General features: G+C 60.8%; 16 protein-coding genes. 8 read left to right on the forward strand and 8 right to left on the reverse strand.

What is annotated here, in order from left to right; translation table 11 throughout:
* Positions 1-83: 83 nt before the first annotated feature.
* From rfbA to BM222_RS08365, 5 genes are all read left to right on the forward strand, one after another.
* Positions 84-959, forward strand: a complete 876-nt coding sequence (gene rfbA, locus BM222_RS08350) for a glucose-1-phosphate thymidylyltransferase RfbA (protein WP_092227817.1) — start codon at positions 84-86, stop codon at positions 957-959.
* Positions 960-980: 21 nt separating this feature from the next.
* Positions 981-2,048, forward strand: coding sequence for a dTDP-glucose 4,6-dehydratase (gene rfbB / locus BM222_RS08355; RefSeq protein WP_092227818.1), 1,068 nt, complete (start codon positions 981-983; stop codon positions 2,046-2,048).
* Positions 2,049-2,568: 520 nt separating this feature from the next.
* A complete protein-coding gene (locus BM222_RS40930; RefSeq protein ID WP_177243082.1) occupies positions 2,569-3,051 on the forward strand; it encodes a class I SAM-dependent methyltransferase in 483 nt (160 codons plus the stop codon).
* 40 nt (positions 3,052-3,091) lie between these two features.
* On the forward strand, positions 3,092-3,262 hold the full coding sequence (locus BM222_RS43235) for a TylF/MycF/NovP-related O-methyltransferase (RefSeq protein WP_143105917.1): 171 nt from the start codon (positions 3,092-3,094) through the stop codon (positions 3,260-3,262).
* Positions 3,263-3,510: 248 nt separating this feature from the next.
* Positions 3,511-4,488, forward strand: coding sequence for a glycoside hydrolase family 71/99 protein (locus BM222_RS08365; protein ID WP_177243083.1), 978 nt, complete (start codon positions 3,511-3,513; stop codon positions 4,486-4,488).
* Positions 4,489-4,548: 60 nt separating this feature from the next.
* Here BM222_RS08365 and BM222_RS08370 read toward each other — a convergent pair whose 3' ends face one another.
* The 8 genes from BM222_RS08370 to BM222_RS08405 form a co-directional block, all read right to left on the reverse strand.
* Complete coding sequence (locus BM222_RS08370) at positions 4,549-5,388, reverse strand: glycosyltransferase family 2 protein (protein ID WP_177243084.1); 840 nt, start codon at positions 5,386-5,388, stop codon at positions 4,549-4,551.
* A gap of 98 nt (positions 5,389-5,486) precedes the next feature.
* Positions 5,487-6,599, reverse strand: coding sequence for a polysaccharide pyruvyl transferase family protein (locus BM222_RS08375; RefSeq protein ID WP_177243085.1), 1,113 nt, complete (start codon positions 6,597-6,599; stop codon positions 5,487-5,489).
* Between the two features lie 109 nt (positions 6,600-6,708).
* Positions 6,709-7,125 (reverse strand): hypothetical protein, encoded by a 417-nt coding sequence (locus BM222_RS08380; protein WP_244547047.1) that lies wholly within the window; start codon positions 7,123-7,125, stop codon positions 6,709-6,711.
* Positions 7,126-7,196: 71 nt separating this feature from the next.
* Complete coding sequence (locus BM222_RS08385) at positions 7,197-11,024, reverse strand: glycoside hydrolase family 99-like domain-containing protein (protein ID WP_244547048.1); 3,828 nt, start codon at positions 11,022-11,024, stop codon at positions 7,197-7,199.
* Between the two features lie 279 nt (positions 11,025-11,303).
* The gene (locus BM222_RS08390; RefSeq protein WP_244547049.1) at positions 11,304-13,382 is read right to left on the reverse strand and encodes a tetratricopeptide repeat protein; all 2,079 of its coding nucleotides are present in this window, start codon (positions 13,380-13,382) and stop codon (positions 11,304-11,306) included.
* A gap of 2 nt (positions 13,383-13,384) precedes the next feature.
* Positions 13,385-14,734, reverse strand: a complete 1,350-nt coding sequence (locus BM222_RS08395; RefSeq protein ID WP_092227824.1) for an HlyD family type I secretion periplasmic adaptor subunit — start codon at positions 14,732-14,734, stop codon at positions 13,385-13,387.
* Positions 14,724-16,958 carry a peptidase domain-containing ABC transporter gene (locus tag BM222_RS08400; protein WP_092227825.1) on the reverse strand — a complete coding sequence of 745 codons (2,235 nt, stop codon included), beginning with the start codon at positions 16,956-16,958 and terminating at the stop codon, positions 14,724-14,726. The genes BM222_RS08395 and BM222_RS08400 overlap by 11 nt, the downstream gene beginning before the upstream one ends.
* Positions 16,959-17,341: 383 nt before the next feature.
* Positions 17,342-18,274, reverse strand: a complete 933-nt coding sequence (locus tag BM222_RS08405; protein ID WP_092227826.1) for a hypothetical protein — start codon at positions 18,272-18,274, stop codon at positions 17,342-17,344.
* A gap of 256 nt (positions 18,275-18,530) precedes the next feature.
* On the opposite strand from BM222_RS08405, the gene BM222_RS08410 reads away from it, so the two are divergent.
* The 3 genes from BM222_RS08410 (at position 18,531) to BM222_RS08420 (ending at position 24,675) form a co-directional block, all read left to right on the forward strand.
* Positions 18,531-19,709, forward strand: coding sequence for a glycosyltransferase (locus BM222_RS08410; RefSeq protein ID WP_244547050.1), 1,179 nt, complete (start codon positions 18,531-18,533; stop codon positions 19,707-19,709).
* Between the two features lie 104 nt (positions 19,710-19,813).
* Positions 19,814-22,276, forward strand: a complete 2,463-nt coding sequence (locus BM222_RS08415) for a glycosyltransferase family 2 protein (protein WP_177243086.1) — start codon at positions 19,814-19,816, stop codon at positions 22,274-22,276.
* Positions 22,270-24,675 (forward strand): glycosyltransferase family 2 protein, encoded by a 2,406-nt coding sequence (locus BM222_RS08420; RefSeq protein WP_092227829.1) that lies wholly within the window; start codon positions 22,270-22,272, stop codon positions 24,673-24,675. Before BM222_RS08415 ends, BM222_RS08420 begins: the two co-directional genes overlap by 7 nt.
* Positions 24,676-24,731 lie beyond the last annotated feature (56 nt).

Genomic DNA, 24,731 nt, shown 5'->3' on the forward strand with positions numbered 1-24,731 from the left:
TCGTCGATTTACTCTACCTCTATAACAAACTTGTGCAGCGCACGCTATCTGCTAACTTTCGAAAGGTTAAATTGAGAGGGGCTATGAAGGGGATCATTCTCGCCGGCGGCACGGGCTCGCGCCTCTATCCGGTCACGACCGTCGTATCCAAGCAATTGCTGCCCGTCTTCGACAAGCCGATGATCTACTACCCGCTGTCGACGCTGATGCTGGCGGGCATCCGCGACATTCTCGTCATCTCCACGCCGCAGGACAAACCCCTGTTTCAACGGCTGCTCGGCAATGGCTCCGAGATCGGGCTCCGCTTCGAATACGCGACGCAGGAGACCCCGCGCGGCCTCGCCGATGCTTTCATCGTCGGTCGCGACTTCGTCGGCTCGGATTCGGTGGCGCTGATCCTCGGCGACAACATCTTTTACGGCCACGGACTGCCGAGCCTGCTGTCCAGCGCGTCTGTGCGCAAGACAGGCGCCACCGTCTTCGGCTATGTCGTCAATGAGCCGCAAGCCTATGGCGTCGTCGAGCTCGACGGCACCGGCCGCGCCCTGTCGATCGAGGAGAAGCCCAAACAGCCGAAATCCAACGTCGCGGTGACCGGCCTGTATTTTTACGACAATGACGTGCTCGACATCGCAGCCAACGTCAAACCCTCGGCGCGCGGCGAGATCGAGATCACCGACGTCAACAGGGCCTACATGGAGCGCGGCGACCTGTTCGTCGAGGTGCTCGGCCGCGGCTTCGCCTGGCTCGACACCGGCACGCATGCCTCGCTGGTCGAGGCCAGTCATTTCGTGCAGATCCTGGAGCAGCGCCAGGGCCTGCGCATCGCCTGCCCCGAGGAGATCGCGCTCAGGCAGGGCTACATTTCGTTGCGGCAATTCGAAAACGTTGCCGAGAAGTCCGCCAAGAGCAGCTACGGCGAATATTTGAAATCGGTGGCGCGCAGCTATGCGCGCTGAACGAGCGGCAGGAGAAGCTTGATGCGCTTCAAGGGTTCCACGATCTTCGTCACCGGCGGCGCCGGCTTCATCGGGTCTGCCGTGATACGCCACCTCCTGCGCGACACGCATGCGCGAGTCGTCAACGTCGACAAGCTGACCTACGCGGCCAATCTGGAGTCGCTGCCGGGCGCAACGGGCAATCCGCATTACGCCTTCGAGCAGCAGTGCATCTGCGATGGCGCGGGCCTGAGGAAGCTGTTCGAGAAGTACCAGCCCGACGCGGTGATGAACCTCGCCGCCGAAAGCCATGTCGACCGCTCGATCGACGGGCCCGGCGAGTTCATCCAGACCAACATCGTCGGCACCTTCACGATCCTGCAGGAGGCGCTGCGCCACTGGCGCTCGCTCGCCGGCGAGAAGCGCGACAATTTCCGCTTCCTTCACATCTCGACCGACGAGGTGTTCGGATCGCTCGGCGCGGATGGCCTGTTCACGGAGAGCAGTCCTTACGCACCCAACTCGCCCTACTCGGCCAGCAAAGCCGCCTCCGACCATCTGGTGCGCGCCTGGCGGGAGACCTACGAGCTGCCGACGCTGCTGACCAACTGTTCCAACAATTACGGGCCCTATCACTTCCCGGAGAAGCTGATCCCGCACATGATCATCAAGGGCCTCGCGGGCGAGAAGCTGCCGGTCTACGGCGACGGCCAGAACATCCGCGACTGGCTCTATGTCGAGGACCACGCGCGTGCGCTCAGCCTGGTGCTGGAGCGCGGCGAAATCGGCGAGACCTACAATGTCGGCGGCCGCAACGAGCGCACCAACCTGCACGTCGTGGAGACGATCTGCGACCTGCTCGACCAATTCGCCTCCCGGCCCGAAGGCCGGCGCCGCGACCTGATCTCCTTCGTCACCGACCGCCCCGGCCACGACCGCCGCTACGCCATCGACGCCAGCAAGCTCGAGCGCGAGCTCGGCTGGCGCGCCGAAGAGACCTTCGAAAGCGGCATCGAAAAGACGGTGCGCTGGTACATCGACCAGCAGCCCTGGTGGCAGGCGATCCTGGAGCGGGGGTATCAGGCGAAGCGAGTGGGGTTGAGCAAGTAGGGGACTAGGCAGTTTGGTACTCAGCAAAAATGGAAAAACAACCCCATGCACAGTAGCCGTCAAGGCTGAATGCTGAATTTTGATATTCCGAAATATTATTGACCCGACGGGCAAAACAGGGATAAAGTTAGATCGTTGCGGATCCGTGACGGGCTCACGTCGCAACCATGTGTTGGCATACGATGCGGGCAACGACCGTTGGCGACACAACTATTCGGCCCAGAGAGGGATTTCGATGTCAGGTGCTCAACCGGGAGAGACTCAGTGCTTCGCAGGCTACTGCCCCGTCTGCGAGAAACAGACCACCTTCGTTCTTAGAAATCCCAACATCTACCGATCGACGCAGTGCCAAAATTGTCAATGTGGACCCCGGCAGCGCGCTTTATTTTGCACGTTGAACCGTTTCTTTCCGACATGGCGAACGATGGCAGTGCACGAGAGTTCTCCAGGCTGGGACAAAGTGAGTCAGCGGCTCGTCGCCGAGTGCAACAACTACACAGCGTCTCAGTGGGAGCCTGGGGTGCCTGGTGGGACCCTCGTCACAAATACGAAACTGCCTTGCAAGAAGTATTATGTTCAGAATCTCGAGGCGCAGACCTTTGACGACAATATTTTCGATCTGGTTATCACACAGGATGTGTTTGAGCACGTATTTAGCCCCGATAGAGCCATAGCGGAAATCGCGCGGACATTGAAGCCAGGCGGCGGGTACATCATGAGCGTACCTGTGGTGCGCCGAGCCCAGTCATCGCGTAGGCGCGCTCGGCTAACGAAAGAGGGATCAATAGAAAACATTCTTCCGCCGGAGTTTCATGGCAATCCTGTTAATGGTGAAGGCGCGATCGTAACGATCGACTGGGGCTTCGATATCGGCGCGTATTTAGCCGCCGCATCTGGAATGCACTTTCTTATGCTTGAGATCGACGATCTCGCGAGAGGCATCCGGGACGAATGTAATCTTACGCTAGTTGGGTTCAAGCGCCCGCTGCCCGATTTAAGTTGACGCGCCGGGAGTCGACGAGACCTTTACAGTTCAATAACAGATGCTCTCATCATCCTTTTATGACAAAGTGTCGCCTGGAGCATTTATCGTCCTCAATGACTATGGACCAGTTGTCGATGCTCGGCGCCCCGTCGATATTTTCAAGCCGAGCGCGGAATATGGAGCAGATGTACGTCGCGATGCCGACGGGGTATTCTGGAATACGCGATAGCAGTTCGCTCGTGGCCGCGATACTCTTAGAGGCGGATTGCTCTTGTTCCGCTCGAGAAATTCCCGATGACCTTAAATCCCAAAGAACTATGTCGCCGATCGGTATTGGCTGTGCTGGCCGCGCATGTCGCGCTGCCAAGAGCAGCTCGATCCGAACAGGTCGACTCACAGCGGCCTCTCGTAGGCGCGCTCCGATGGGACGCCTGGTACGCTCCCGGATCAACAACGACTGACGCTCTCCAAGAATCCTTGGCGCCAGAAAAGTACCGATGGCGCGTTCCCTTTTTTGCTGAAGTTCAGCCGGGGAAGATGCCCAAGTTTCCACCGATCTCACAAGCTGAGATGGATCTTGAGATCAGGCAGGCAAGCTTTGCCGGCCTCGATTACTGGGCATTCGTTGCGTACGGCAACGATGATTCAATGTCACTGGCGCTTTCGAAATACCTAACGAGTCGCAATCGAGACTTGGTTAAGTTCTGCCTGTTCACGGAGCTCAGCCATTGGGGAACTGTTAGTCATCCGGCCAAGTTGATTTCCGAGCACATCGCACTAATGGGCCGCAAAGAATACGTTAGGGTACAAGATGCGCGACCGCTTTATTTTCTTGGCTTTATTGACAAGAAATCTGTGACCGAGCGATGGGGCAGCAACGACGGCTTGCGAAACGAGATTCAAGATTTTCGAAGTCGCTGTGTGGCCTCAGGGGCCGGAAATCCATTCATAGTACTCGCGGGTACAGCTTCAGAGATCGAAGATTGGTCGTCTTTGCCAGGTGATGCGATTGGAGCTTACGTCGTCAGTGATCCGCGAGGAAGTGGCAGCTATGCCTCACTGACACAGTTGGTTGAGCGACGATGGCAATCGATGGCCCGCCACGGCCTTCCCGTCGTCCCCACAGTCGTTACAGGCTGGGATCGCAGACCAAGAGTTGAGCATCCGGTACCTTGGGAACACAACCAAAAGCCAGGCGAAGGCTCAGAATTTTATTTTGATGCACCAACAGCGGACCAAATAGCTGCGCACCTTCGAAAAGCAATTCAATTCGCGTCGGCGCGGACCGACGGCAAAAAGGCTCCAGCGATCCTAGTTTATGCTTGGAACGAAAATGACGAAGGCGGCTGGCTGGTGCCAACCAGCCCGTGCGATACTCAACGACTTGAAGCCTTCCATAGCGTCCTATCTACGGAGCCACTGAGTCACAATCCGAAATGTAAGATTATCGAATAGATTACTAAGGCCGGTATCTGTGGCCTGGCTAGGAGTACGCCAGAACGCAAAATACAGACTTTAGAAAATTCCCTCGAACTCCCGAGGAATGCGCCACAGCGCGTCGCTTCGAATATCAGCACCCACGCTCGCGTTGGACATTTGCTCCAATAGGGGCCTGATCGGCATGTCACCTATAGAGAACCGCTCAGGGATCAACTTCGGCATCTCCGACGCGGCCCTCATCAAGTTTGTAAAATCGGAGTCTGCGATACGCTGGTGAGCGGCAGCGCTCTCATCCCGTGATGTTGCCCTCGCCAACTCCCGCGTTTGGTTCAAGCGGCGCAAGCCGATAGCCAAATCAAAATAGCGGAGATGAAACAAATATACATCGGCGAAATTCGTAGGCTGATCGCAAGTATGAAATCCCCTCCCCCACTTGATGGGTGTACTCGTGATAAGGGGCTTACACATTGGCGAAACAAAGCGCACCCAATGCCGTTGTTGGGTTACAGGCCTTGCCAAATCGAGCATATCTTCGTCGCCGAGTACCTGATGCACGTTCAGTCCCACGGCCGTAACGGTTTTCACCTCAGTCTTCGAACAGAAGTCAAGTAATCCAGCATATTTGGTCGGACTTGGAACAACTATCTCATCAACATCTGTGTAAATGACAACATCGTAGTAATTCAGCAGCAATCCGGCGAGCCTCGACATGCTATCGACGCGCTTGATTTCGTCTTGAGGAGTACGGGGCAAATAGAACGTACTTGGATGAGAGAGGAGCCGAACTGATTGATCATCGGATCCGTGATCGACGACGAAACAGTTGTCCGCACCAATTTGAGACGAGTAGTATTTGAACCAGATGGGGAGATATTCTGGCTCGTTGTAAACCATAGTAACTGCAGCAATTTTCATCTGTACACGACCTGGGACTGATGGACGCATTGATCACGAGGATGTGGCCCCCCGCATAATCTTTAGAAGCGCAAATCCGAGAGGACCTTATTCGCCCGTCAAATTTCCGCGTCCTTGATTCGGAGTCCATTGCTCCCAAGGAACTCGACGTAAGAGGGCCACAGTTCGCCATAGCGGTCTAGGATGGCAACCGGATCAATCTTTGAATAGAGAGTAGCCACATCGATTTGTTCGACATTCAATATAGAAACCCAAGGGACTCCAAGAAATCGGCACATGTCCTCTGTCCTCGTATCATGACAGACAACCAGCGCAGGTACACCGCGCTGCAGAGCGATCATGCAACCGTGGAACCGAGTACCGAAAACGAAATCGAAGGCTTCAATCTCCTTGAGCCATTCGTCGACATCGAAAAACACTCGCATATGGGCCTTCGCCCAATCACACGCCTCATCATCAGGAACAACGTCGCGCATAAATCCGACGATCGTATTCAGTGATTCGCCGATGCCGATACCTGCACGATCCTCTGCAACTCTAATCTCCGCTAGCTCGCTTTGCGCAATGAAGTCAGCCTTCCAAGTCGCGCCTAGCTTGTAGATATCCAATACAACACGCCGCATTGTTTCTTTGTCGAAGGCATGACCAATGACGTCGCGCGACGCATTTACTGATATGCGCCTCAACTCTTCGAAGGGCCGCCTGACGATCTGAGGGCCTCTTGGCCCGCTCATGTAGTAGGATGGACAGCCGGTCACAGTCACATTGTGAACACCGCGATGGGCCAGGACATCCTTGGTGTATGGTCCCCGCACTCCGATGCTGACTGCACGCTCGGCAATCACTTTCACGAACCTTTCGGTCCCTGGCATTAGCTCGATATTGGGGTCGTAATTGTTCGATTGCGCACCAAGACCAACGATGGCCACGGGCAAATCGGCACGCTCGATGTAGTCAGCCATCCCGCCAAAGTCGAACTTCGGAAACAGGAAATTGGCGGCGGCAATGACGATCATGTCATAGCGCTCGTGCACCTCCTTCGGGTCGACACGATAGTCCCACGAGATATCGTTATATGCGATCTGACTCAGCAGCCCGTGCGCTATCAGCTGGTTTCCCGTATTGCCGCCCGTTTTCGCGAGCTTGGAGATCGGGTCCTCTCCAGGCTCCGCGGAAATGCTGGGCGTCGCTCCGAGCAGGAAAATATTCACAGGTCTCCTCCGGCCACCTTCAATCTAAAACCGGATCTTACCAGCTTTATTCCCACCGCGGCCCGGTGATCATCATCAGAAAGCATCGTTCTCAGCAAACGTCCCACAGCTAAGTCCCTTTAATGGCCGACTTCCACTGCGCGGCGTCGCCTTCATACTCCGGAGCCGGGCACCGGCCTTCTCCGCCGCCAATTGCATGGAAATGGGTCTCGGCAGACTTGATCTTGCCCTCACGTACCGCAGCAGCAACATCGGGGTACTGGCTGAGATACCAATCGTTATCGACAGAAGGACCGCCTCCACGCCGCCCCTCAAAGTACCCGAAACCGATATAGTGGAGGCGCGCACTCTCGACTTCTCCGCGAGCGATGGCTTTGGCGACGTCCGCATTTTCGCGTAGATAGGAATCTTCGTCGAACTCGGCAGCCGACAGCGCAATCTGCAGCAGCATCTTCAGGAGCCTGGCAGGTATTTTAACCTGACCATTTCCGTCAAGCACCGACTTGTTGCTGTTCAGCGCGCTCATCAAAGATTCAGCGGAAGGTACGAACATATTGCCCCCGAAATGCGTTATGTTTTTGACTGAGAGGTACGATCTTAACTGGCGCGTGCGCCCGCTTTGCTCGGCTTCTTTGGTGGCTCTGCGTCTGCTGGCGGTCCGAGGAGTTGCGCCGACACCTCCTCGAGATAAGTGGCCTGAGACTTTATCTCCGGACCTGAAAATTCAAACCGCTCCCGCGCGACGCGGTGCATGCTCTCGATTTCCTCGACGTGCTTCTGCGCCTTCAGCGAGTGCGTGACGCTGGCGGCATGGCGACGATGGACGTTGAGGGGGTCGGCGACATAGGCGATCCTGGCGCCGGGCACGGCCAGGCATTCCAGATAGATGCGCCAATCGCCGGCCATCCGCAAGTCCTTCAGATCCTTCCGGCAGGCAGCCAGCGCATGTAGCAGCGCCTCACGGCGCCACAGCACGGACGAGACGTTGAGGATGGTGTTCTTCACGCCGAGGAAACGGGCGACGAACTCGCGGCCCGCAAACACCTCGGTCTTCGACAGCGCGCCGGGCTCGATGCTGGCGTAATAGGGCTTGTAGCTCTCATAGACGTGCTGGCCCTCGGCGTCGATCGACTTGGAATCGGTAAAGCCGAAGGCGATGTTCGGGTCGGTCTTCATCTGCGCCAGGAGGCTCGACAGGAAGGTCGGCTCGGAGAGATCGTCGGCTTCGGCGATCCACAGGAATTCGCCCCTGGCCATCTCGGCCGCCTTGGTCCATTGCGCGAACACCGAGCCGGAATTCTCCTCGTTGACGACAAGCGTGAGATCACGCTGGCGCTCCTCCGCCACCTTCATGATGACGGAGATGCTGTCGTCCTTGGAACAGTCGTCGAGCACGATGACTTCCTCGACCGGATGGTTCTGGTCGAAGATGGTGTAGAGCCGCTCGGGCAGGCAGTGCGCGTAATTGTAGTTCGGGACAGCGACCGAAATGGACGGCAACGCCGGCACGGCAACGCGCAGGAGGTCGCGCACGTAGTCCGGGAAGTTGAAATTGTCCTCGATGATGGCCAACATCCGGCGCCGCTCGGCCTCCGACGGCGGCCACTGCAGGAACTCGACGATGGCGTCCGCCATCGCCGGCACGTCGCAATATGGCACGACCCGCCCCACCTTCTCCTTCAGCAGAAAGCCCGGAATGCCGCCGGAGTCGGCGAAGGCGACCACGGGCACCCCGACGCTCAGGGCTTCCAGCGCCACGGTCGGGAACGGATCCTCGCGGGACGTCAGCGCGTAGACGTCGGAGGCCGAGTAAAGCCCCTGCATGTCCGAACGATAGCCGGCGAAATGAAAACGTCCCGTCGCCTTGGCGCGTTCCAGCTCCGGCCCCAACCATTCCCGGAGTGCGGGATCGATGCCGCCCGCCCAACAGAAATGGACGTGCGGATGATCCTGCCGGATCGCGCTCCAGGCCTGGAGGAAGAGATCAATACCCTTGCGCAGATCGGCATAGCCGACGCCGAGCACCATCTTGTCACCGGGAACGAGGCCGAACTCCTTGCGGATCGCAGCCGCCTCTTCAGGCGCCGGCGCAATCTGCTTGTAGCTGCCCTGCGGCCGGATCAGGAAACGCTCGTCGGCCGGATCCAGCTCGAGCATTTCGACGAGCTTGTCGCGAACGAAATCGGAGGCGAACACGACGTGCTTCGCCTCGCTGACCGCCATGCGCGCGTCGTCCTCGAGGTTCTTTTCGCGGAGGATCCGAGGCAGCTCGTGCACCAGCGAAATGGCGCGGAACCCCATCTGGGTTGCCAGCTTCACGGCGCGGCCGCTCGCCGTCGTGTTGACGATCGCCGCAGTAAAGCCCTTGTCCTTGAAGTGCTGGAGGGCGGAAGGAAGATCGGACAGCTTGCCGAGCACGGTCAGCGGTCCGGAGGCGCGATAGTCGGGCTCCATCACACCTCCGGAGAGGAGGAGGTATTCGGTCTCGATGTTGAAGGCGCTGCGCAGGGTCTTGCCGATGTTGAGCAGCAGATGCTGCGCGCCGCTCGGGAACGCGTCGTGCCCGATCAGCAGAACCTTGGGTGACGACAGATCGCGGGTCAGGCCCGTCGCGGCCCGCGCCGTCGCATTCAGATAGGCCGAGCCGAAATGCAGATCGGGCTCGAGATACGCACCCTCGCACCATTCGTTCCACGCATTGACGCAGACGAACGATTCGCCGAAGAACGTGTGACGCTGCGCGCCCTCGACCAGGGCCGACAACCACGCTTCGTACTTCTGCGGCGTCGATCCCTGGATGACGAGGCCGGTGCCTTGCCGGCGCGCGTCGTTGTCCCAGCTCGGAACGGCGGTCTTGATCAATGGAAAATTCGGCCTGCTCTCGTCGAGCGAATATTTCACGACGTGGTCATAGCTGTAGATCTGTCCCGAAAACGTATCGTCCAGGATCTTCGCTTCGGACGTCACCAGCGGCGTGTATTTGGTGATCTTGTGCGGCGGAAACTCGATCGCGCCGTCGAGACCCATCACGGTCGGATCGAAATCATCGAAGCTCTGGCTCATGATGATGATGGGATCTTCGCGAAACTTCTTCGCGAAGATGGCGCGCCATCGCGCGATCACTTTCGCCGTGTCCGGGATGAGACGCGGGCGGTAGATCATCAGGAGCGGACGGCCCTGCACGCGAATATAGCGCGGATCCTTGAAGTGACGGCAGAAATCGGCAAGCAGACGCTCGTCGTCCTCACCGAGATAATCCTGCGAGATCAGGACTTCGCTCTCCATGCCGTCCCAGCGCCGGGTCCAATTCTCGTTGGCCCACATCAGGCAGAACGGCATCTTGATGTCGCGCGCCTTCAGGAACTGCTCCAACGGGCGCTCCATCAGGCGCTTTCCGTTGAACCAGTAGTAGTAATAGACGAAGCCGTGAATACCGGCCGCCAGCGCGAGCTTCACCTGCTGTCGCATCACCTCGATATCGAGCAATGAATAGAAACCGAGGTCCCGCGGCACGCGCGGCTGGTAGTGATCCTTGAAGCGCGGCACACCTCGCGTAATGTTCGTCCATTCCGTGAAGCCCGTGCCCCACCATTTGTCGTTCTCGGGGAAGGCATGGAATTGGGTGAGGTAATAGGCCAGCACTTTGGCGCGCGGCTTCGTGCCGGCAGGCAGCGGGCGCAACTCCTCGAACAGCGGACTCGGCTTGGTGAAGCGCTTGATCTCGGCCGGAATCGTCGCCTCGTTTTCCGGCGGCGAGGGATAAATACCTTCCTCATGCCGGTGCTCGAGATAATGCAGCAGCGGATTCTGGTCGGTTTTTCCCTTGAAATAGCGCTGGATGTAGAACTTCGTGTCGAACTCGGCGGAGGGATTACGTCCCTCCTTGTAGCCGTGGAAGATGAAGTGCTCGAACGGATCAACCCCGGCCGCCGCGACATCCTTGTAGGTGTCGAGATAATAAGCCGCATCGAATTCCGGAATGGGACCGAAGGGACCGAGCCGGTTCTTGAGATAATGAGCAAGCGGGCTCTCGTCCGCGGGAATGGCATACTTCTCGCGATACCAGGCCGGCTGGAAGTACGCGCTGGGCCTGCGACCCTCGGGTTCGCCATGCCGCGCATAATGCAACAGGGGCTGAACGTCGCCGTCCTGAACATCAGGATAGGTCGCAACGTACCACATGGGATCGAAGATCGGATTGGGCTTGCGACCTTCCTTGTAGCCGTAGAGGAAGAAGTGTTCGAACGGTTGCGCGCCGCCCGCGATGACGTCGGGATAAGTCTGTCCGTAGAACACCTCGTCGAACAAGCCGAGGCCTTCGAGATAGCGCCTGATGGCGGAAAGATCTTCCGCCGGTTTCGGAGCGGGAGCTTCCACGACGGCGGAGGACTCCTTCACGCCGTCGTCGTGCTTCTCCGTCTTCACGGCGATCTTCGCCTGTGAACGGCCATTCGCTGCGGCTGTCTTTCTGGGCTCTTTTTGTCCAGCGTCCCGAGCAAGTTTTGACAGGAAGTCAGCCATTTTCACACAATCACAGGTCGTTTATGGGTTTATTCCGCGAAGCCCACCGTAATGCAAGGTTGCTGTCACGGATATGAAAGGGAGCGTTAATCCTGCTCACAAAGCGGCTTTGAGTTGCCCGAACTCGCGTCGGTGAGCTCATAATTCGGGCCACGGCTTCGCAAAGGAAGCGGCACGCCGAAACTAGACTTTCGCATGAGCGGCTTCGCCGCCTGCCTGCGCCAGTGTCGACAATCTCTGTTTCGCAATTTCATTCCCCTGCTCCGCAGCCCTGCGATACCAGCCTTCCGCCGCGGCGGCATCGCGCGCCGTTCCCGCCGCCGTCATCAACGCATCACCCACCGAGACCTGCGCCGCTGCAAGCCCCTGCTCCGCGGCCTGCAAAAACCACTCGAACGCCTTTTGCGGATCGGCATCAACGCCCTGCCCCTTGGCGAGCATCACGGCGAGATTGTACTGGCCGATGGCGTGGCCCTGTCGCGCGGCGGCCTCGTACCAGGCAACCCCGCGGGCGAGGTCCTGCTCCACGCCGTTGCCGGTGCAATACATCACGCCGAGCTGGAATTGGGCGAGCGGCTGACCGGCCTGGGCCGCCTTCTCGAACCAGAACGCGGCGCGCCCGGGGTCGGCAAGGCCCGTCGATGCATCGAGATGGGCGCCGCCGAGCGCCAGCATGGCGTCGACGAGGCCCGCCTCGGCCGCACGCGCGTAGAGCCGCGCCGCCTCCGGCCAGTCGGCCGCGCCGCCGAAGCGGCCGGCGCGCAGCTGCGCGAGCTGGAGGGTCGCGCCGGCATGGCCACTGGCGGAGGCACGCTCCAGCAGCTCGGCGGCGCGCCCGCGCGCGGACTCATCCTGGCCCGATTGCAGCATGAACATCGCATAGGCAAGGCTCGCCTCGGCATCGCCGCCGGCTGCGGCCTTCTTGAGCCATTCCTCGGCACGGGCATGGTCGCGATCGACGCCGGTGCCGGCGGAATAGAGATGGCCAAGCTGGACCTGCGCGGCGGGAACGCCGGCATTGGCCGCGAACTCGAACCATTTCAGCGCGGCGGCGATGTCCTGCTTCAGGCCGGTGCCCTTGAGATGGAATACGGCAGCGTTGTAGGCGGCGGCGGCGTGACCGTTCTCGGCCGCCTTCAGGAACCATTTGCCGGCCTCGCGCAGGCTCGGCGCATGGCCCTGGCCGGTGGCATAGAAACGGCCGGTGAAGAACTGCGCCTGCACGTCGGCACGCTCGGCGGCCTGGAGATACCAATAGGCGGCCTCGCGCAGGTCGGGCTCGGTGCCGACGCCCTTGGAATAGAACTCGCCGAGCGCCTGGATCGCAGGCAGATGACCACGACGCGCAGCCTTGCGCAGCGCCGTCTCGGCCTTGTCCACCGAGCGCGGCACGCCCTCGCCGCGCAGATAGAGCTGGCCGATGTTGAAATGCGCCGTGACGTCGTCGTGACGGGCGGCATCCGCGAACAGGCGCGCGGCCTCGGTCACGTCCTTGGCAACGCCGTCACCGTTCAGATGCAGGTAGGCCAGCGCCACCTTGGCGCGGACATGGTCCTTTGCAACCGCCTTGCGATACCAGGCCGCGGCGGTCTCGGCGTCCTTGGGCACGCCGAGGCCCTGAAAATGGATGTCGCCGAGGCCGAACTCACCAGCGGCCGAGCCCTGCGCGGCCGCCTTCTCGTACCATTCGCGCGCCGCGCCATGATCCTGCGTACAGCCGCGCCCATGGCGTAGAAGCTCGCCGAGCAGCGCCTGCGCCTCGGCATCGCCGGATTGCGCGGCACGCTCGAGATAGGCGAAGGCGCGCTCCGGCTGCCTCTCCACCGCGAGGCCGCGCGGGAAGATGACGCGGGCGGTGGAGGATTCACCGACCTCCGCACTCCGAGCCTTGGCTTTTTCCTGGGCCGCCCGCCGCCAGACCTCGGGCGCATCCGGCCCGATCGGTGCCGCGATGCCTTCAAGCAGGAGACGCCCCAAAATGATCTGGGCCGCGGTGTGGCCGGCCTCCGCCGCCTGCTCATACCAAGCCACCGCCTCGGGGAAGACGCGGGAAACGCCCTGCCCGTTTCGGTACAACTCCCCAATACGGAAAGCCGCATCCGCCGAACCGCGCTCGGCGGCGTAGTGCCAGTGCTCGAACGCTTCCATGAACGCGCCGCGAGCATGCGCGGCTGCGCCGCGTTGAACCAGCGCCGCGGGGCCGAGCACGGCACGCGGGCGCAGGCGACGCAGCAACGTCGGCATACGCAGGTGAGCGGCCATGGTCACTGCGCCTCGCGCATGGCCTGGCCGAGCCCTCTCAGCATGTCGCCGATCACATACATCGCTACCGAACGTGTGCCGACATGGACATCGCCGGTGAGCGTCATGCCCGGGATCAGGCGGAAGCCCGCCGGCACATCGCGGAATTCGGTGCGGTCGACCGAGCAGCGCGCCTTGTAATAGGAGTCAGCCGGCTGGCCATTGTCGTCCACCGTGAAGGCGCCCTCGCTGATCCAGCGGATCTTGCCCTCGGCGGTGCCGTGTTCTGCGAAGTTGAAGGCGTCGATCTTCAGCGTGCAGCGATCGCCCGGCCGCACGAAACCAACGTCGCGCGAGGCGATCTTGATCTCGGCATCGAGCCGGGTCCTCAGCGGCATCAGGGTGATGAAGGGATCGCCCTGCTTCAGCACCGAGCCGACCGAGAGCTTGGCAAGCGTCAACACCACCGACGGCTCATCCGCGGTCAACCGCACCAGATCCTGATGCTTGACCGCCTTCTCGTAGGATGCGTTCGCTGCGTCCAGCGTGTTCTGCGTGGTGACGAGGTCCTGGCTGAGCTGGGCGTTCCACTGCTCGATGAACGCCTTCCGGTCGGCTTTGAGTGAATCGAGCTGATGTTGCGCCTCGAGCAGGCTGTTGTGGGTGTTGTCCATCGTGCGCAAGAGTTCGAGCCGGGCGTCCTGCGAGATGTACAGGTTGAGCTTCGAGCCGCTCCCGCTGTCCGCCAGCGTCGACCGCATGGACTCGATCTTCTGAAGGACATCGTCGCGCTGGGCATAGCGCTCGTCGTCCTTCTGCAGCTTTTGAATGGTCGCCTCGGTCTGGCTGATCTTGGAATCAAAGCTGGTGACCTGGGCGGCATATTGGGCCTTGCGCTGGCCGTACAGCGCCGTTTGAAGCGCCGCGTAGTTCTTGAATTCCTTGTCGCCGCGATCGGGGAACGACAGAGGCGTGCCGTCGAGTTCGGCCTTGTCACGCAACACCTGCGCCTCCAGGCTCGCGACCTGCTGCTTGTACTGCGTCACATCGGCAGACGCGAAGGTGGAGTCCAGCGTCGCGAGCAATTGTCCCGCCCGCACCTGCTCGCCCTCGCGGACATCGATGGTCTTGATGATGGAGGGATCAAGCGCCTGCAGCACGTTGATGGAATCCAGCGGCACGATCTTGCCGCCGACGCTGGAGACGACGCGGTCGAGCCGGGTCAGGAACATGATCGCGATCAGCGAAACCAGGAAGGCGACCAGCACCCAGAGCGTGATGCGCACCAGGATCGGCTCCGGCGCCTCGCGTATGGCGTCGGTCTCGGACTGGAACTGGCGGACGGTGGAGAGCGCCTGGGCGTTACGAGACAAGGGTCGGCCCTCCCGAAGCGGCGCGCGGACGGCGCGCCTGCATGGCGTGGTTGTTCTGCTGGTGCCAGAGGCTGGAATAGATGTCGTTGCGGGCGAGCAGCTCCTCGTGGCGGCCGATGTCGTCCACCGTGCCGCGGTTCAGCACCAGGATGGCATCGCAATCGACCAGCGAGGACAGCCGGTGCGAGATCACGATCATGGTGCGTCCATGGGCAATCCGCGAGATGTTGGCATTCACGATCGCCTCGCTCTCGGCGTCGAGCGCGCTGGTCGCCTCGTCCAGGATCAGGATCGGCGGATCGACGATCAGTGCGCGCGCGATCGCGAGGCGCTGCCGCTGACCGCCCGAGAGGTTCGGCGAACCTTCGTAGATGTAAGTCTCGTAACCGCGTGGCAGCTTGTCGATGAACTCCTCGGCGCCGGCGAGACGCGCCGCGCGCACCACCTCGTCGAAGGTCGCATCGGGCTTGGCCGCCGCAATGTTCTCGCGGATCGTGCCGGTGAACAGGAAGTTCTCCTGCAGCACGACGCCGATGCTGCGCCGCAGATGGTCAACGTCGTATTCGCGCACGTCGATTCCGTCGATCTTGATCAGCCCGCCGTAATCGGAGTGCAGCCGCTGCAGCAGCCGCGTGATCGTGGTCTTTCCCGAGCCGCTCTTGCCCATCACGCCGAGCGTCGTCCCTTGCGGGATCTCGAACGAGATGTTGTTCAGCGCCGGCGACACCGCGCCCTTGTACTTGAAGGTGACGCCCGAGAACTCGACATGCCCCTTCAACGGAAGCTGCACGCCGTGTCCGGTGCGACCTTCCTCTGGAGCCTGGTTGACCAGATTGCCCACCAGATTCACCGCCGTCCGCGCCTCGTCGAGCTGATTGACCAGTTGTGCCATCTGCATCAAGGGGGCGGCGACCCGCTGTGACAGCATCAGGAACGCGAACAAGGCGCCGATATAGACCGGATCGTTGGTCGTGATGGCAAGGTAGACTCCGACGGCATAGGGTCCGCTCACCGCCAGCCGCTCCAGGGGCTTGACGACAGCCTGGATCGTCACGCCGGCCAGACCTTCTGCAAGCCGCGCCTTGGCGACGCGCGCGACGTGGACGTCCCACATGTGCTTCTGCCGGGCATCCAGCGCAAGCGACTTCACCGTGCGGATACCGCTGAGATTCTGCACCATGAATGCGCCCTGAGCGCCTTCCGCAGCCATCACCGCACCGGATTTCTTGCGGTAGTTCGGCAGCATGAGCAACAACCACGCCAGGATCAGGCCAGCGACCCCGAGCACCATGAAGGTCAACAGCGGGCTGAAGAAAAACATCACCGGCAGGAAGAAGATCAGCGTCGCCGAATCCAGGATGGTACCGAACAACTGGCCAACCAAAAAGGTCCGCACCCGGAAGATCTCGCGCATGTCGCGCGCGATCAGGCCGATCTGGTTGCGCTCGAAATAGTCGATCGGCAGGCTCAGCACCTTGTCGAAGACATAGGTCGAGAGCTTGACGTCGAGCCGGGTGGTCAGCGTGTGCACCAGATATTGGCGCAGGAAGAAGAACATCGTCTCGAACGCGATGATCACCACCATGGCCAGACACAGCACGTAGAACGTGTTGAACGCCTTGTAGTAGATGACCTTGTCCGACAGGAGCCGCCAGAACATGATCGGCGCCAGCGCGAGCAGGCCAAGCACCAGCGCCGCCACCGCGACGTCGCGGACCATGCGCCTTTCGCGGAAGATCAGCGCCGTGATAAATCCGAAGCTGAAGGGCTGGGTCTCGTCCGATATGTCGTAGTCCCGCTTGGCAAGAATGACCTCACCGGTCCAGACATCCTGGAAGCGGACGCGGTCAATCACCAGAAGGGCGTCTTCGTCGACACTGGGATCGCGTAGCACGACGCGCGGATTGTTCACGTCGCCCTCGAGGCGCAGCAGCACCATCCTCGCACCGTCTTTGAGGCTGACGATGGCGGGCAGCGCCTTCTTCAAATGACCGAGCCCCTCCCAGTCGAGTTGCACGACCTTCGCCCGCATCCCGGAATTGTTGGCGCATTTGACGATCTCGGCGGTCGTGACCTCGCTGCCGCCAAGCACGTTGTCATGGATGAGTTGGGACGCGGTCAGGTGGAGCCCGTGCTGCCGCGCAACGATAACCAAGCATTCGAGACCGGTTGCAACCGCTGACTCGCGTACGTCATCGTTGTAAACCGATAGTTCAACGCTCATATCCGCCTCAAAGGTATTTTCTTGACATTCCGCCGCAGGCGGACTCCTAGGAGAGCATTATACCACTCAAATTTCGCAACCGCAGCAAATTTGACAACACGCTGAAATCTAAGGGTATTTGGTAAAGAAGGCCGCGCGAAGGGTGTGAGGCACCACAACCTTAGATGCAGAATCCAGCTGGCACCGCGCTTAATCCCCTGGCGGCTGCAAGGCGCTGGAGGCCGCACAGCCTCGGCGGTTCGAGGACCACTTTATAAACCGTTGGGTGCGCTTTGCAAAAACACCGACGAGAAAGAGACGGGATGTTCCTGGCTGCCTCCGAGGCAGATATCAAACCGGCCATGAACCCATGCCTATCGCCGAATGCAGCCGCAAAAATTGTCCTACCCCTTCGCTGCCGCACGGCTCCGAAAGACGCGAACCCGGCCGCTTCCGCTTCGGATCGGCTCCTTCGCCGGCGGCTCGGCCGCGCCAGGGCCTGAAGCAGCCTTTGCTGCCGAGCTGCGGGATTTGCCAGAAGCCGTCCGCGGCAATGCGGGTTGTGACAACGAAGGCGCCTTTGTCGATACAATCTGCAAGCGCAGCCCTACCAGGGGTTCGCGGCCAGTCGGGCCGGATACCACGACACGCTGACCGGTGACTTTCATTTGGGGGGAACCAAGAAAGATCGCGTCGGCCGTGATCTCATAGTGCTGAGCGGCGGCCCCGAAGACCTCAAAGGTAGCCGCGGTGAGCGGCAGCGCTCGTCCCCGGCTTCCCGAATACCCGCCAGCCTCTACAAACTCGGTAGCCCTGGGTTCCCCAGGGCCACCCAAACGAACTGCGTGCCGCAGGCCAAAGTTGTGTGGCCGCCCAGCCCAATCGATCCCAACCCCCTCGATCCGGGTTGGCGCCATGGGTCCGCCCAGCCACTCGCCGAGGCCGACAAGCGTATCACCTCGACCGGCCAAATGACCGAGCAGCCGAAGGCCGGAAAAATCGACCGGCGGCTCGTCCAAAGCGGCAAGGCCAAGCGGGTCGGTCGAAAGGGCGGCTGATTGGATACGGGCGCCGAGCGAACCTCCAGCCGACCGCGCACTGAGTTCAAGATGAAGGCGCGCTGGCGCGGTCACGCGAACGACGACATTGGCGCCCGGCGACCACAGCACCGGCTCCTCAACCTCGGGTGGAAGAAGGAATTCGACGTTTCGAGCGCTCTGGGGATCGAGCGAGAGGGTGACCTTGGGCGGTTGTGCTGTATCTTCGGCCGAGTCGTACCGAATGAGGAACAGCCCCTTCTGCAGATCGAGCGATTTCTGCAGCGATGTCGATGTCATGGAAGCCCCCTGGGAAAATATACCGCATCATAACCAAGGCGAGGTGGGCTAAGCAACATGCAGACCAGGCGTTGGCAAACGGACCGATTTTAGCGTTAAATTGTGTTGGCTCTGCAGGGCTCGATTTGCGGTGCTAAGACGGGTTGTCATATGCCGCCGCGAAGGACCTATGCAGAAGATTCTGTTTGTTCATAATAACTTTCCCGCCCAGTTTTTCCCGTTATGCAACGCGCTTTCGGGTCGGGACGACATTCAAATGGCATCGATCGGTTCGCCGACGGCGCGGGCCGTGCCGGGCGTCTCCTTGAAGAAGTACATGATCCCCGATGGCGAGCTGGCAGCCGCCCACCCCTTTGCGCGACGCTTTGAAGCGGAGTGCCGCCGGGCCGAACAGGTGCTCTATTCCGCCTCCAATCTGAAACAGCAGGGCTTCGATCCGGACCTCGTCGTCGCCCACCCCGGCTGGGGCGAAATGCTCCCGCTCCGCCCGCTCTTCCCCAAGTCTCGCATCGTCGCCTATTGCGAATTCTATTACCGCTCAGAGGGTCAGGACGTCGGCTTCGACTCCGAGTTCCCCGACATGGGCGTCGACGGCCATGTCCGGATTCACCTGAAGAACGCTGCGACACTTCTTGCCCTCGACGACGCCAATGCCGGTCTGTCTCCGACGCTATGGCAACGCGCCACTTATCCAGACGTCTTCCAGAGCCGAATCGAGGTCATCCATGACGGGATCGATACCGAGGCAATCCGCCCACGCGACGACGCAGCGTTAACACTGCGCTCGGGCAAGGTCCTGACCAAGGCAGACGAAGTCGTCACTTTCGCAACCCGAAGCCATGAGCCGCTCCGCGGCTTCCATTGCTTCCTGAGATCCTTGCCGGCCATCATGGCGGCCCGGCCCAAGGCTCAGATCCTGATCGTCGGCGGTTCCGGCACGGCTTACGGCTTTTCGCCGCCGGAGGGACAGACCTGGCGCTCCTACTTCTTCCGCGAGATCGAAGGCAAAGTCGACGCCAGCCGCATTCATTTCGCAGAGGACCTCAACCGCGAGGACTTCCTCAAGGCTTTCCAGATCTCGAGTGCTCATGTTTATTTTACCTATCCCTTCGTCCTATCGTGGTCACTTCTGGAAGCCATGAGCGCGGGATGCCTGGTGATCGGTTCGGACACCGCGCCGCTCCGTGAGGTCATCGATGGCAGCAACGGCATCCTAGTGCCGTTCTTCGATATTGCGCAGCTCTCCGAGAGGGTCATCGAGGCGCTTGCCAACCCCAAGCGCTTTGCCGGCATGCGTCGCGCGGCCCGCGAAACCATCGTAAGCCGATACGATCTCGAGACGGTCTGCCTGCCGCGCCTGATGGACTTCTACGGGATTGCAACTCAAGCCCGCGTCGCACGGCCCAGGCGGGCTGCGACCGCGCGCAAGCGCTAGCGCCGATGGGCGTTTTGCCCGAAAGAATTGCTGCACTCTTCGATCCGGAGCAACACGCGGCTGCGCTGGAGAAATCAGCCGTCGCAAGCCTTGCCCGCGGCGAGTTGAAGGACGCGTTTCGGCTCGCCGACCGGCGGTGCCGGACTCTCCCGGTTGCGCAGGCTCGTCACTATACGTTGCGCGCCGAGATCGCATACCGGCTCGACTTTGAGGCCGCGGCGCTCAGGGACATCATCAAAGCGCTGGAACTTGCGCCAGACGACCTCGCCGCGAACCGGCGCCTGTTGCAGTGGGGTACTCAAGAGCAACGTGCCGGCGCAGCACGTCGCCTGATCAGGCGCGATCGCGACATGAACGTGTTGGCAGAAGCGCTCACGATATTGAAGACTGCCGGCGAGACCACTCTCGGTGCGCTCCACCAGGTCGGCGAGGTCATGACCGGCTGGGCTGTCTGGCGAGGTCGCGGCAAGCTGATCCTGCGGATCGAAGACGGGGCCGACGTTTTTCATCATTCAGTTGAAAGCGATCCCCAGCATCTGCTAGCAGGCCGCGCAGAGCATGCAGCAAGCTTCGCTTTAGAGTTCCCGCCGTCAGCTGTGCGTCGCGTGGCGCGCCTGATGATTGGCAACCACACCATCACTGAAAGCACCTATCCTCCCCCGCTCGGGGGCCGTCTCCGAACCAAGGCGCCGGCCACGAGCAAGCTCGTGCGAGGACCAAAGAAGCGAGCTGCAGCGATCACGATCATCGTGCCGGTCTACGATGATTTCGAAGCGACTCGTCGATGCCTCAATAGCCTCAAGAGAGCGCTGCCCGCGGATGACACCATCGACGTGATCCTGGTCGACGACGCCACGCCCGACAAGCGCATCGCCTCGTTGCTCGATACTTTCGTGGCGCCGCCAGGATCTCAGTTTCGACTGCTGCGCAACATGCATAATCTGGGCTTCATTGGCGCCGTCAACCGCGCGCTCGAGGAGACTCCGTCCGGCGATGTAATCCTCCTCAACTCAGATACTGTCGTGCCGAAGGGCTTCGCAAGACGGCTCAGCGAAGCAGCCTGGGCCGCCCCGGACATCGGCACGGTGACACCGTTCTCCAACAACGGTGAAGCCACGAGCCTGCCGCAGCCCTTTACGGCCAATCCGTTGCCGTCGATCAAGGAGATCGAGCAGCTCGATGCGATCGCCGCGCGCGTCAATGCAGGTCGCGTGGTCGACATGCCTGATGGCATCGGCTTTTGCCTCTACATCACCCGTGCGTGTCTTGACGCTGTCGGAGGCCTGTCTGACCATTATCATCGCGGTTATTTGGAAGACGTGGATCTTTGCCTGCGCGCTCGGCAGCACGGCTTTCGCAATGTCTGCGCGACGTCTGTGTTTGTCGGACATGCGGGCTCGGCGTCGTTCAAGGGCGAAAAGCGCGCGCTGGTCGTTCTCAATCTTGAACGGCTCCGCCTTCGCTTTCCCAATTATCGCGTCGAAAGTGCAACGTTCAAAGCTCAGGATCCTCTGAGGCCAAGCCGCGGCGCTATCGAGCGGGAACTGATCTCCCGGAGGAAGGGGGCGGAGGTCATCCTCTCGAGCTCAGGCACGACGCTGGAAGTCGCAAGGCAGTTTGCTCTCGGAAGAGACGAGCCAGTCCTTCACGCAACGCTCGATCGGAGTGGCACCCGCTTGTGTCTGCGTGATTCCGAAGGCAGTTTTCCGCAATCGATCGAATTTTCGCTTTCTCCCTCTCAACGTGCTCTTGAAGATACACTTGCTGTCGTAGCCCCTTCACGCATCCTGCTTGCGGATCCCGGCGGCTGGCTTCGGAATCCCGCCGGTGCTCCAATGGCGATGTTGCGCGATCTGCTCGATAGGCCCGTTGTGCTCGATCTTCTTGTTGCGGATGCAAGTTTCTGGTGCCCGCGCGGCAGCATTGACGAGAAGGGGGATATTTGCCGCGCGATTTTGCTGAGCAAGGATTGCGCATGTGGGGGCGAGATCGGCAATGGGCTCGATCTTTTGAGCCGTGATAGCCTCATCTTCGCGCCCGACACATTCGCCAAAGCCTTCGTCAAACGTCTGCTGCCCCCAAACCGCGCCAAACAGATCCGGCTGGTCCATGATGCTCGCAGGCCGCATTCTTTGGCGAGCAGAGGCGCGGCGCTTGGCTTGCTTCCCGCAGGCCACGGCGCGTCCGAGTTTGCCTTCATGTGTGAGACCGTCAGGCAGTTACGCCGGCACCGTACGGACCTGGAGGTCGTGATCTTCGGCGAGACGCTCGACGATCTTGCGCTGATGGCGCTCGGCAATGTGACCGTTACGGGAGCCATTTCTTCAGACGAAGTGGACGACATTGCAACCTTGCACGGCATCGGTGGAATCCTGGCGGGGCGGCGTACCCCGTTGTTTGGCCATCCGCTCATGTTGTCGGCCTATGATCTCGATCTGCCGCTTGCGTTCTTCGACTGGTCGTCAGGCGAGGTGGATGCGCATCGATCGGACCTCGCTCTTGATCCAGCGCTGTCCGCCGCGGGTTTGGCGGAGGCAGTCCTCAAGTGGAGCAACGATCGATGGTAAAGCTCCGCCGACCGCCTCTCGCCACGGCTCCCGATGCGACCGCAGTGCCAGCTGCCCGTGAAGGACAACTGTGCCTGGCATTTGAGCGCACCGATGAGGCCGGTTTTTCGGGCTTCATCTACGATCCGAACGATCTGAGCCGGCGATTTGTCGTTGAGCTCCTGCTTGACGGCATTGCCCTTCGATTGGCCCGTGCTGAGGCCTACGTTCCCGAGCTTGCTTCCGAACTGATCGGTGATGGTTGCTACGGCTTCTCCTTTGTTTTGCCGCCTGACCAGGTCGGCGAAAACCAGATCGCCGAGGTTCGGCTCGCCAACATGCCGGGAACGCTGGGAACCTCGCTTCATCTTGGCAGCGGCTCCAAAGGATCCGTCGATAGCCGGGGTCCGGGGGCGGTCGAATGGTTGGGCGGCTTGCGCTTTCGGGGCTGGGTCCGCTGTCCGCCGGCCGAATCGCCGGTGGTCCGGGCCGTCGTCGATGGCGAGACCATTGCGGAGGGGCGCGCGAGTGGTTTCAGCCATGTCGGCGGCATCGAGAATGCCAACTTGGTCAAAGCATTCGATCTCCATTTGCCCTCCGATTGCGCCGATGGCCGGGTGCGGCGGGTCCACTTCATCACCGAGGACGAGGTGCAGTTGACGGCTGCGCCACTGACATTCGTCGCATTTCCGGACGCGGTAGAGCAATTTTTCGCCGACTTCAGTGAAGTCGAATCCGAGCGGCTGCGCGGTCGAATGCTCGATCGTCTGCTTCCGGCATCGGCACCCTTCACGGCGTACGAGGACTGGAGTTTGCGCTGGCCGTTCACCGGCTTCGGCGAACGAAACGATGGCAGGGTTGTCCGCGCCGCAGCGGTCGTGTTGATCGCCGGAGGCAACGAAGACGTCTCGCTCAGCAGTCTGGAACATCAGCAGCACGACAACTGGGTCGCAGCCGCTCTTCCTCCGCTCGATGGAAGCGGAACCTTTGACCCCGACGAGTTGCGCGATTTTCTGCTCAAGGACGGAAGTGCAGCCGAGATTGTCGTCTTCGCGTTAGCCGGCACGTTGTTCAAGGAGCACGCGCTGGCTGACTTGGCGGCGGCATTTGCTTCGCAGCCCGACGCCCACACCGCCTATTGCGACCTGGAGGTTGGAGGTGAAGACGGCCGTCCCTGGCCGCTGGCCCTTCCCGGCTTCGACTACGAGCGGATGTTGGAGCAAGGCTACTGCGCGCAGTTTTTTGCCATGGACCGCAGCACCGTCCTGGCCGCGCTCCGGACCCGGCCGACGAGCCTTTATCGCCTGTTCAATTGTCAGTTCGACCAGCAAGATCCCTCGCGAAAGCTGCAGGTTCTGCACCTACCCTCCCCGCTCGGGCGCTTGCCAAATCTCGACACTGTTGCGCATAGCCGTCTCCTGGCCAAAGCGAGCCTCGCTCACCTGTCGGCACGCGGCATGCGAGCAGACGTTCAGGCCCAGCGCGGAGCATTGTTGCCCGCGGCCCGCATCACGAGAGTGTCGACGTTGCGCACCCTCACCGTGATAATCCCGGTGCGCAACCGGAAGGACCTCCTGCAAGCGTGCCTTTCGAGCATCGCTCCGGCCCTGGCGGACACTCGGGCGAAGGTGCTGGTGGCCGACAACGATAGCAGCGATCCAGACATGCTCGAGTATCTGGAGACCATTCAACGCAGCGGCACAGGGGTGCTCGCCGTTCCCGGCCCTTTCAACTTTGCGCGCATCAACAATCTCGCCGTGGAGGCTTGCGGCAGCGACGACATTCTTTTGCTCAACAATGACGTCCGGGCAATGGAGGCGACCTGGCTCAGTGAGATGAGGAGCAGGCTCGCAGACGCTGATGTCGGCGCCGTCGGCGCCATGCTGCTGTGGCCGAGCAGCATGATTCAGCACGCAGGCGTTGCCTTAGGCCCGAGCTTCGCGGCCCAACACATCGGCAATGACAGGCTCGTCAGCGATCCCGGATATGGCGACATGCTGAAGGTGGCCCGAGAGTGCGGCTCCGTCACAGCTGCCTGCCTGTTGACCCGTCGCAGCGATTATTTAGCCGCCGGCGGCCTCGACGAATTGCTTTTTCCGGTCAATTTCAACGATGTCGATTACTGCCTGAAGCTGCGCGCTCAAGGAAAGCGCATCGTCTGGACGCCGTTTGCACGGCTTTATCATGATGAATCCGCAAGCCGCGGAAAGGATCAGCGTGACGATAAGGCGTCGCGCTTTGAGCGCGAACTGCGAAACCTGCGTAACAAGTGGGGCGAGCATTTGCTGGAGGACCCCTACTACAATCCGAATCTGTCGCTCGACGCCGTTCCGTATTCCGCGCTCAGCTGGCCTCCTCGCACAAGGACGCCTCGTCTCAATCATCCTCCCACACCTGTCGTTCTTCCGCCCGGATTTTGACCCAGAGCATTGAATCCACGATAAAATTCGACTACTCAGCTCTGCCCACGGGGTCG

It is taken from the genome of Bradyrhizobium sp. Gha, from assembly GCF_900113735.1.
Taxonomy (GTDB): domain Bacteria; phylum Pseudomonadota; class Alphaproteobacteria; order Rhizobiales; family Xanthobacteraceae; genus Bradyrhizobium.

Excerpts from the sequence above, each read along its gene's own strand:
- rfbA (WP_092227817.1), top strand. The coding sequence starts at position 84 with ATGAAGGGGATCATTCTCGCCGGCGGCACGGGCTCGCGCCTCTATCCG.
- rfbB (WP_092227818.1), top strand. The coding sequence starts at position 981 with ATGCGCTTCAAGGGTTCCACGATCTTCGTCACCGGCGGCGCCGGCTTC.
- BM222_RS43235 (WP_143105917.1), top strand. The coding sequence starts at position 3,092 with ATGCTCTCATCATCCTTTTATGACAAAGTGTCGCCTGGAGCATTTATC.
- BM222_RS08370 (WP_177243084.1), bottom strand. The coding sequence starts at position 5,388 with ATGAAAATTGCTGCAGTTACTATGGTTTACAACGAGCCAGAATATCTC.
- BM222_RS08380 (WP_244547047.1), bottom strand. The coding sequence starts at position 7,125 with ATGAGCGCGCTGAACAGCAACAAGTCGGTGCTTGACGGAAATGGTCAG.
- BM222_RS08390 (WP_244547049.1), bottom strand. The coding sequence starts at position 13,382 with ATGGCCGCTCACCTGCGTATGCCGACGTTGCTGCGTCGCCTGCGCCCG.
- BM222_RS08400 (WP_092227825.1), bottom strand. The coding sequence starts at position 16,958 with ATGAGCGTTGAACTATCGGTTTACAACGATGACGTACGCGAGTCAGCG.
- BM222_RS08405 (WP_092227826.1), bottom strand. The coding sequence starts at position 18,274 with ATGACATCGACATCGCTGCAGAAATCGCTCGATCTGCAGAAGGGGCTG.
- BM222_RS08410 (WP_244547050.1), top strand. The coding sequence starts at position 18,531 with ATGGCATCGATCGGTTCGCCGACGGCGCGGGCCGTGCCGGGCGTCTCC.
- BM222_RS08420 (WP_092227829.1), top strand. The coding sequence starts at position 22,270 with ATGGTAAAGCTCCGCCGACCGCCTCTCGCCACGGCTCCCGATGCGACC.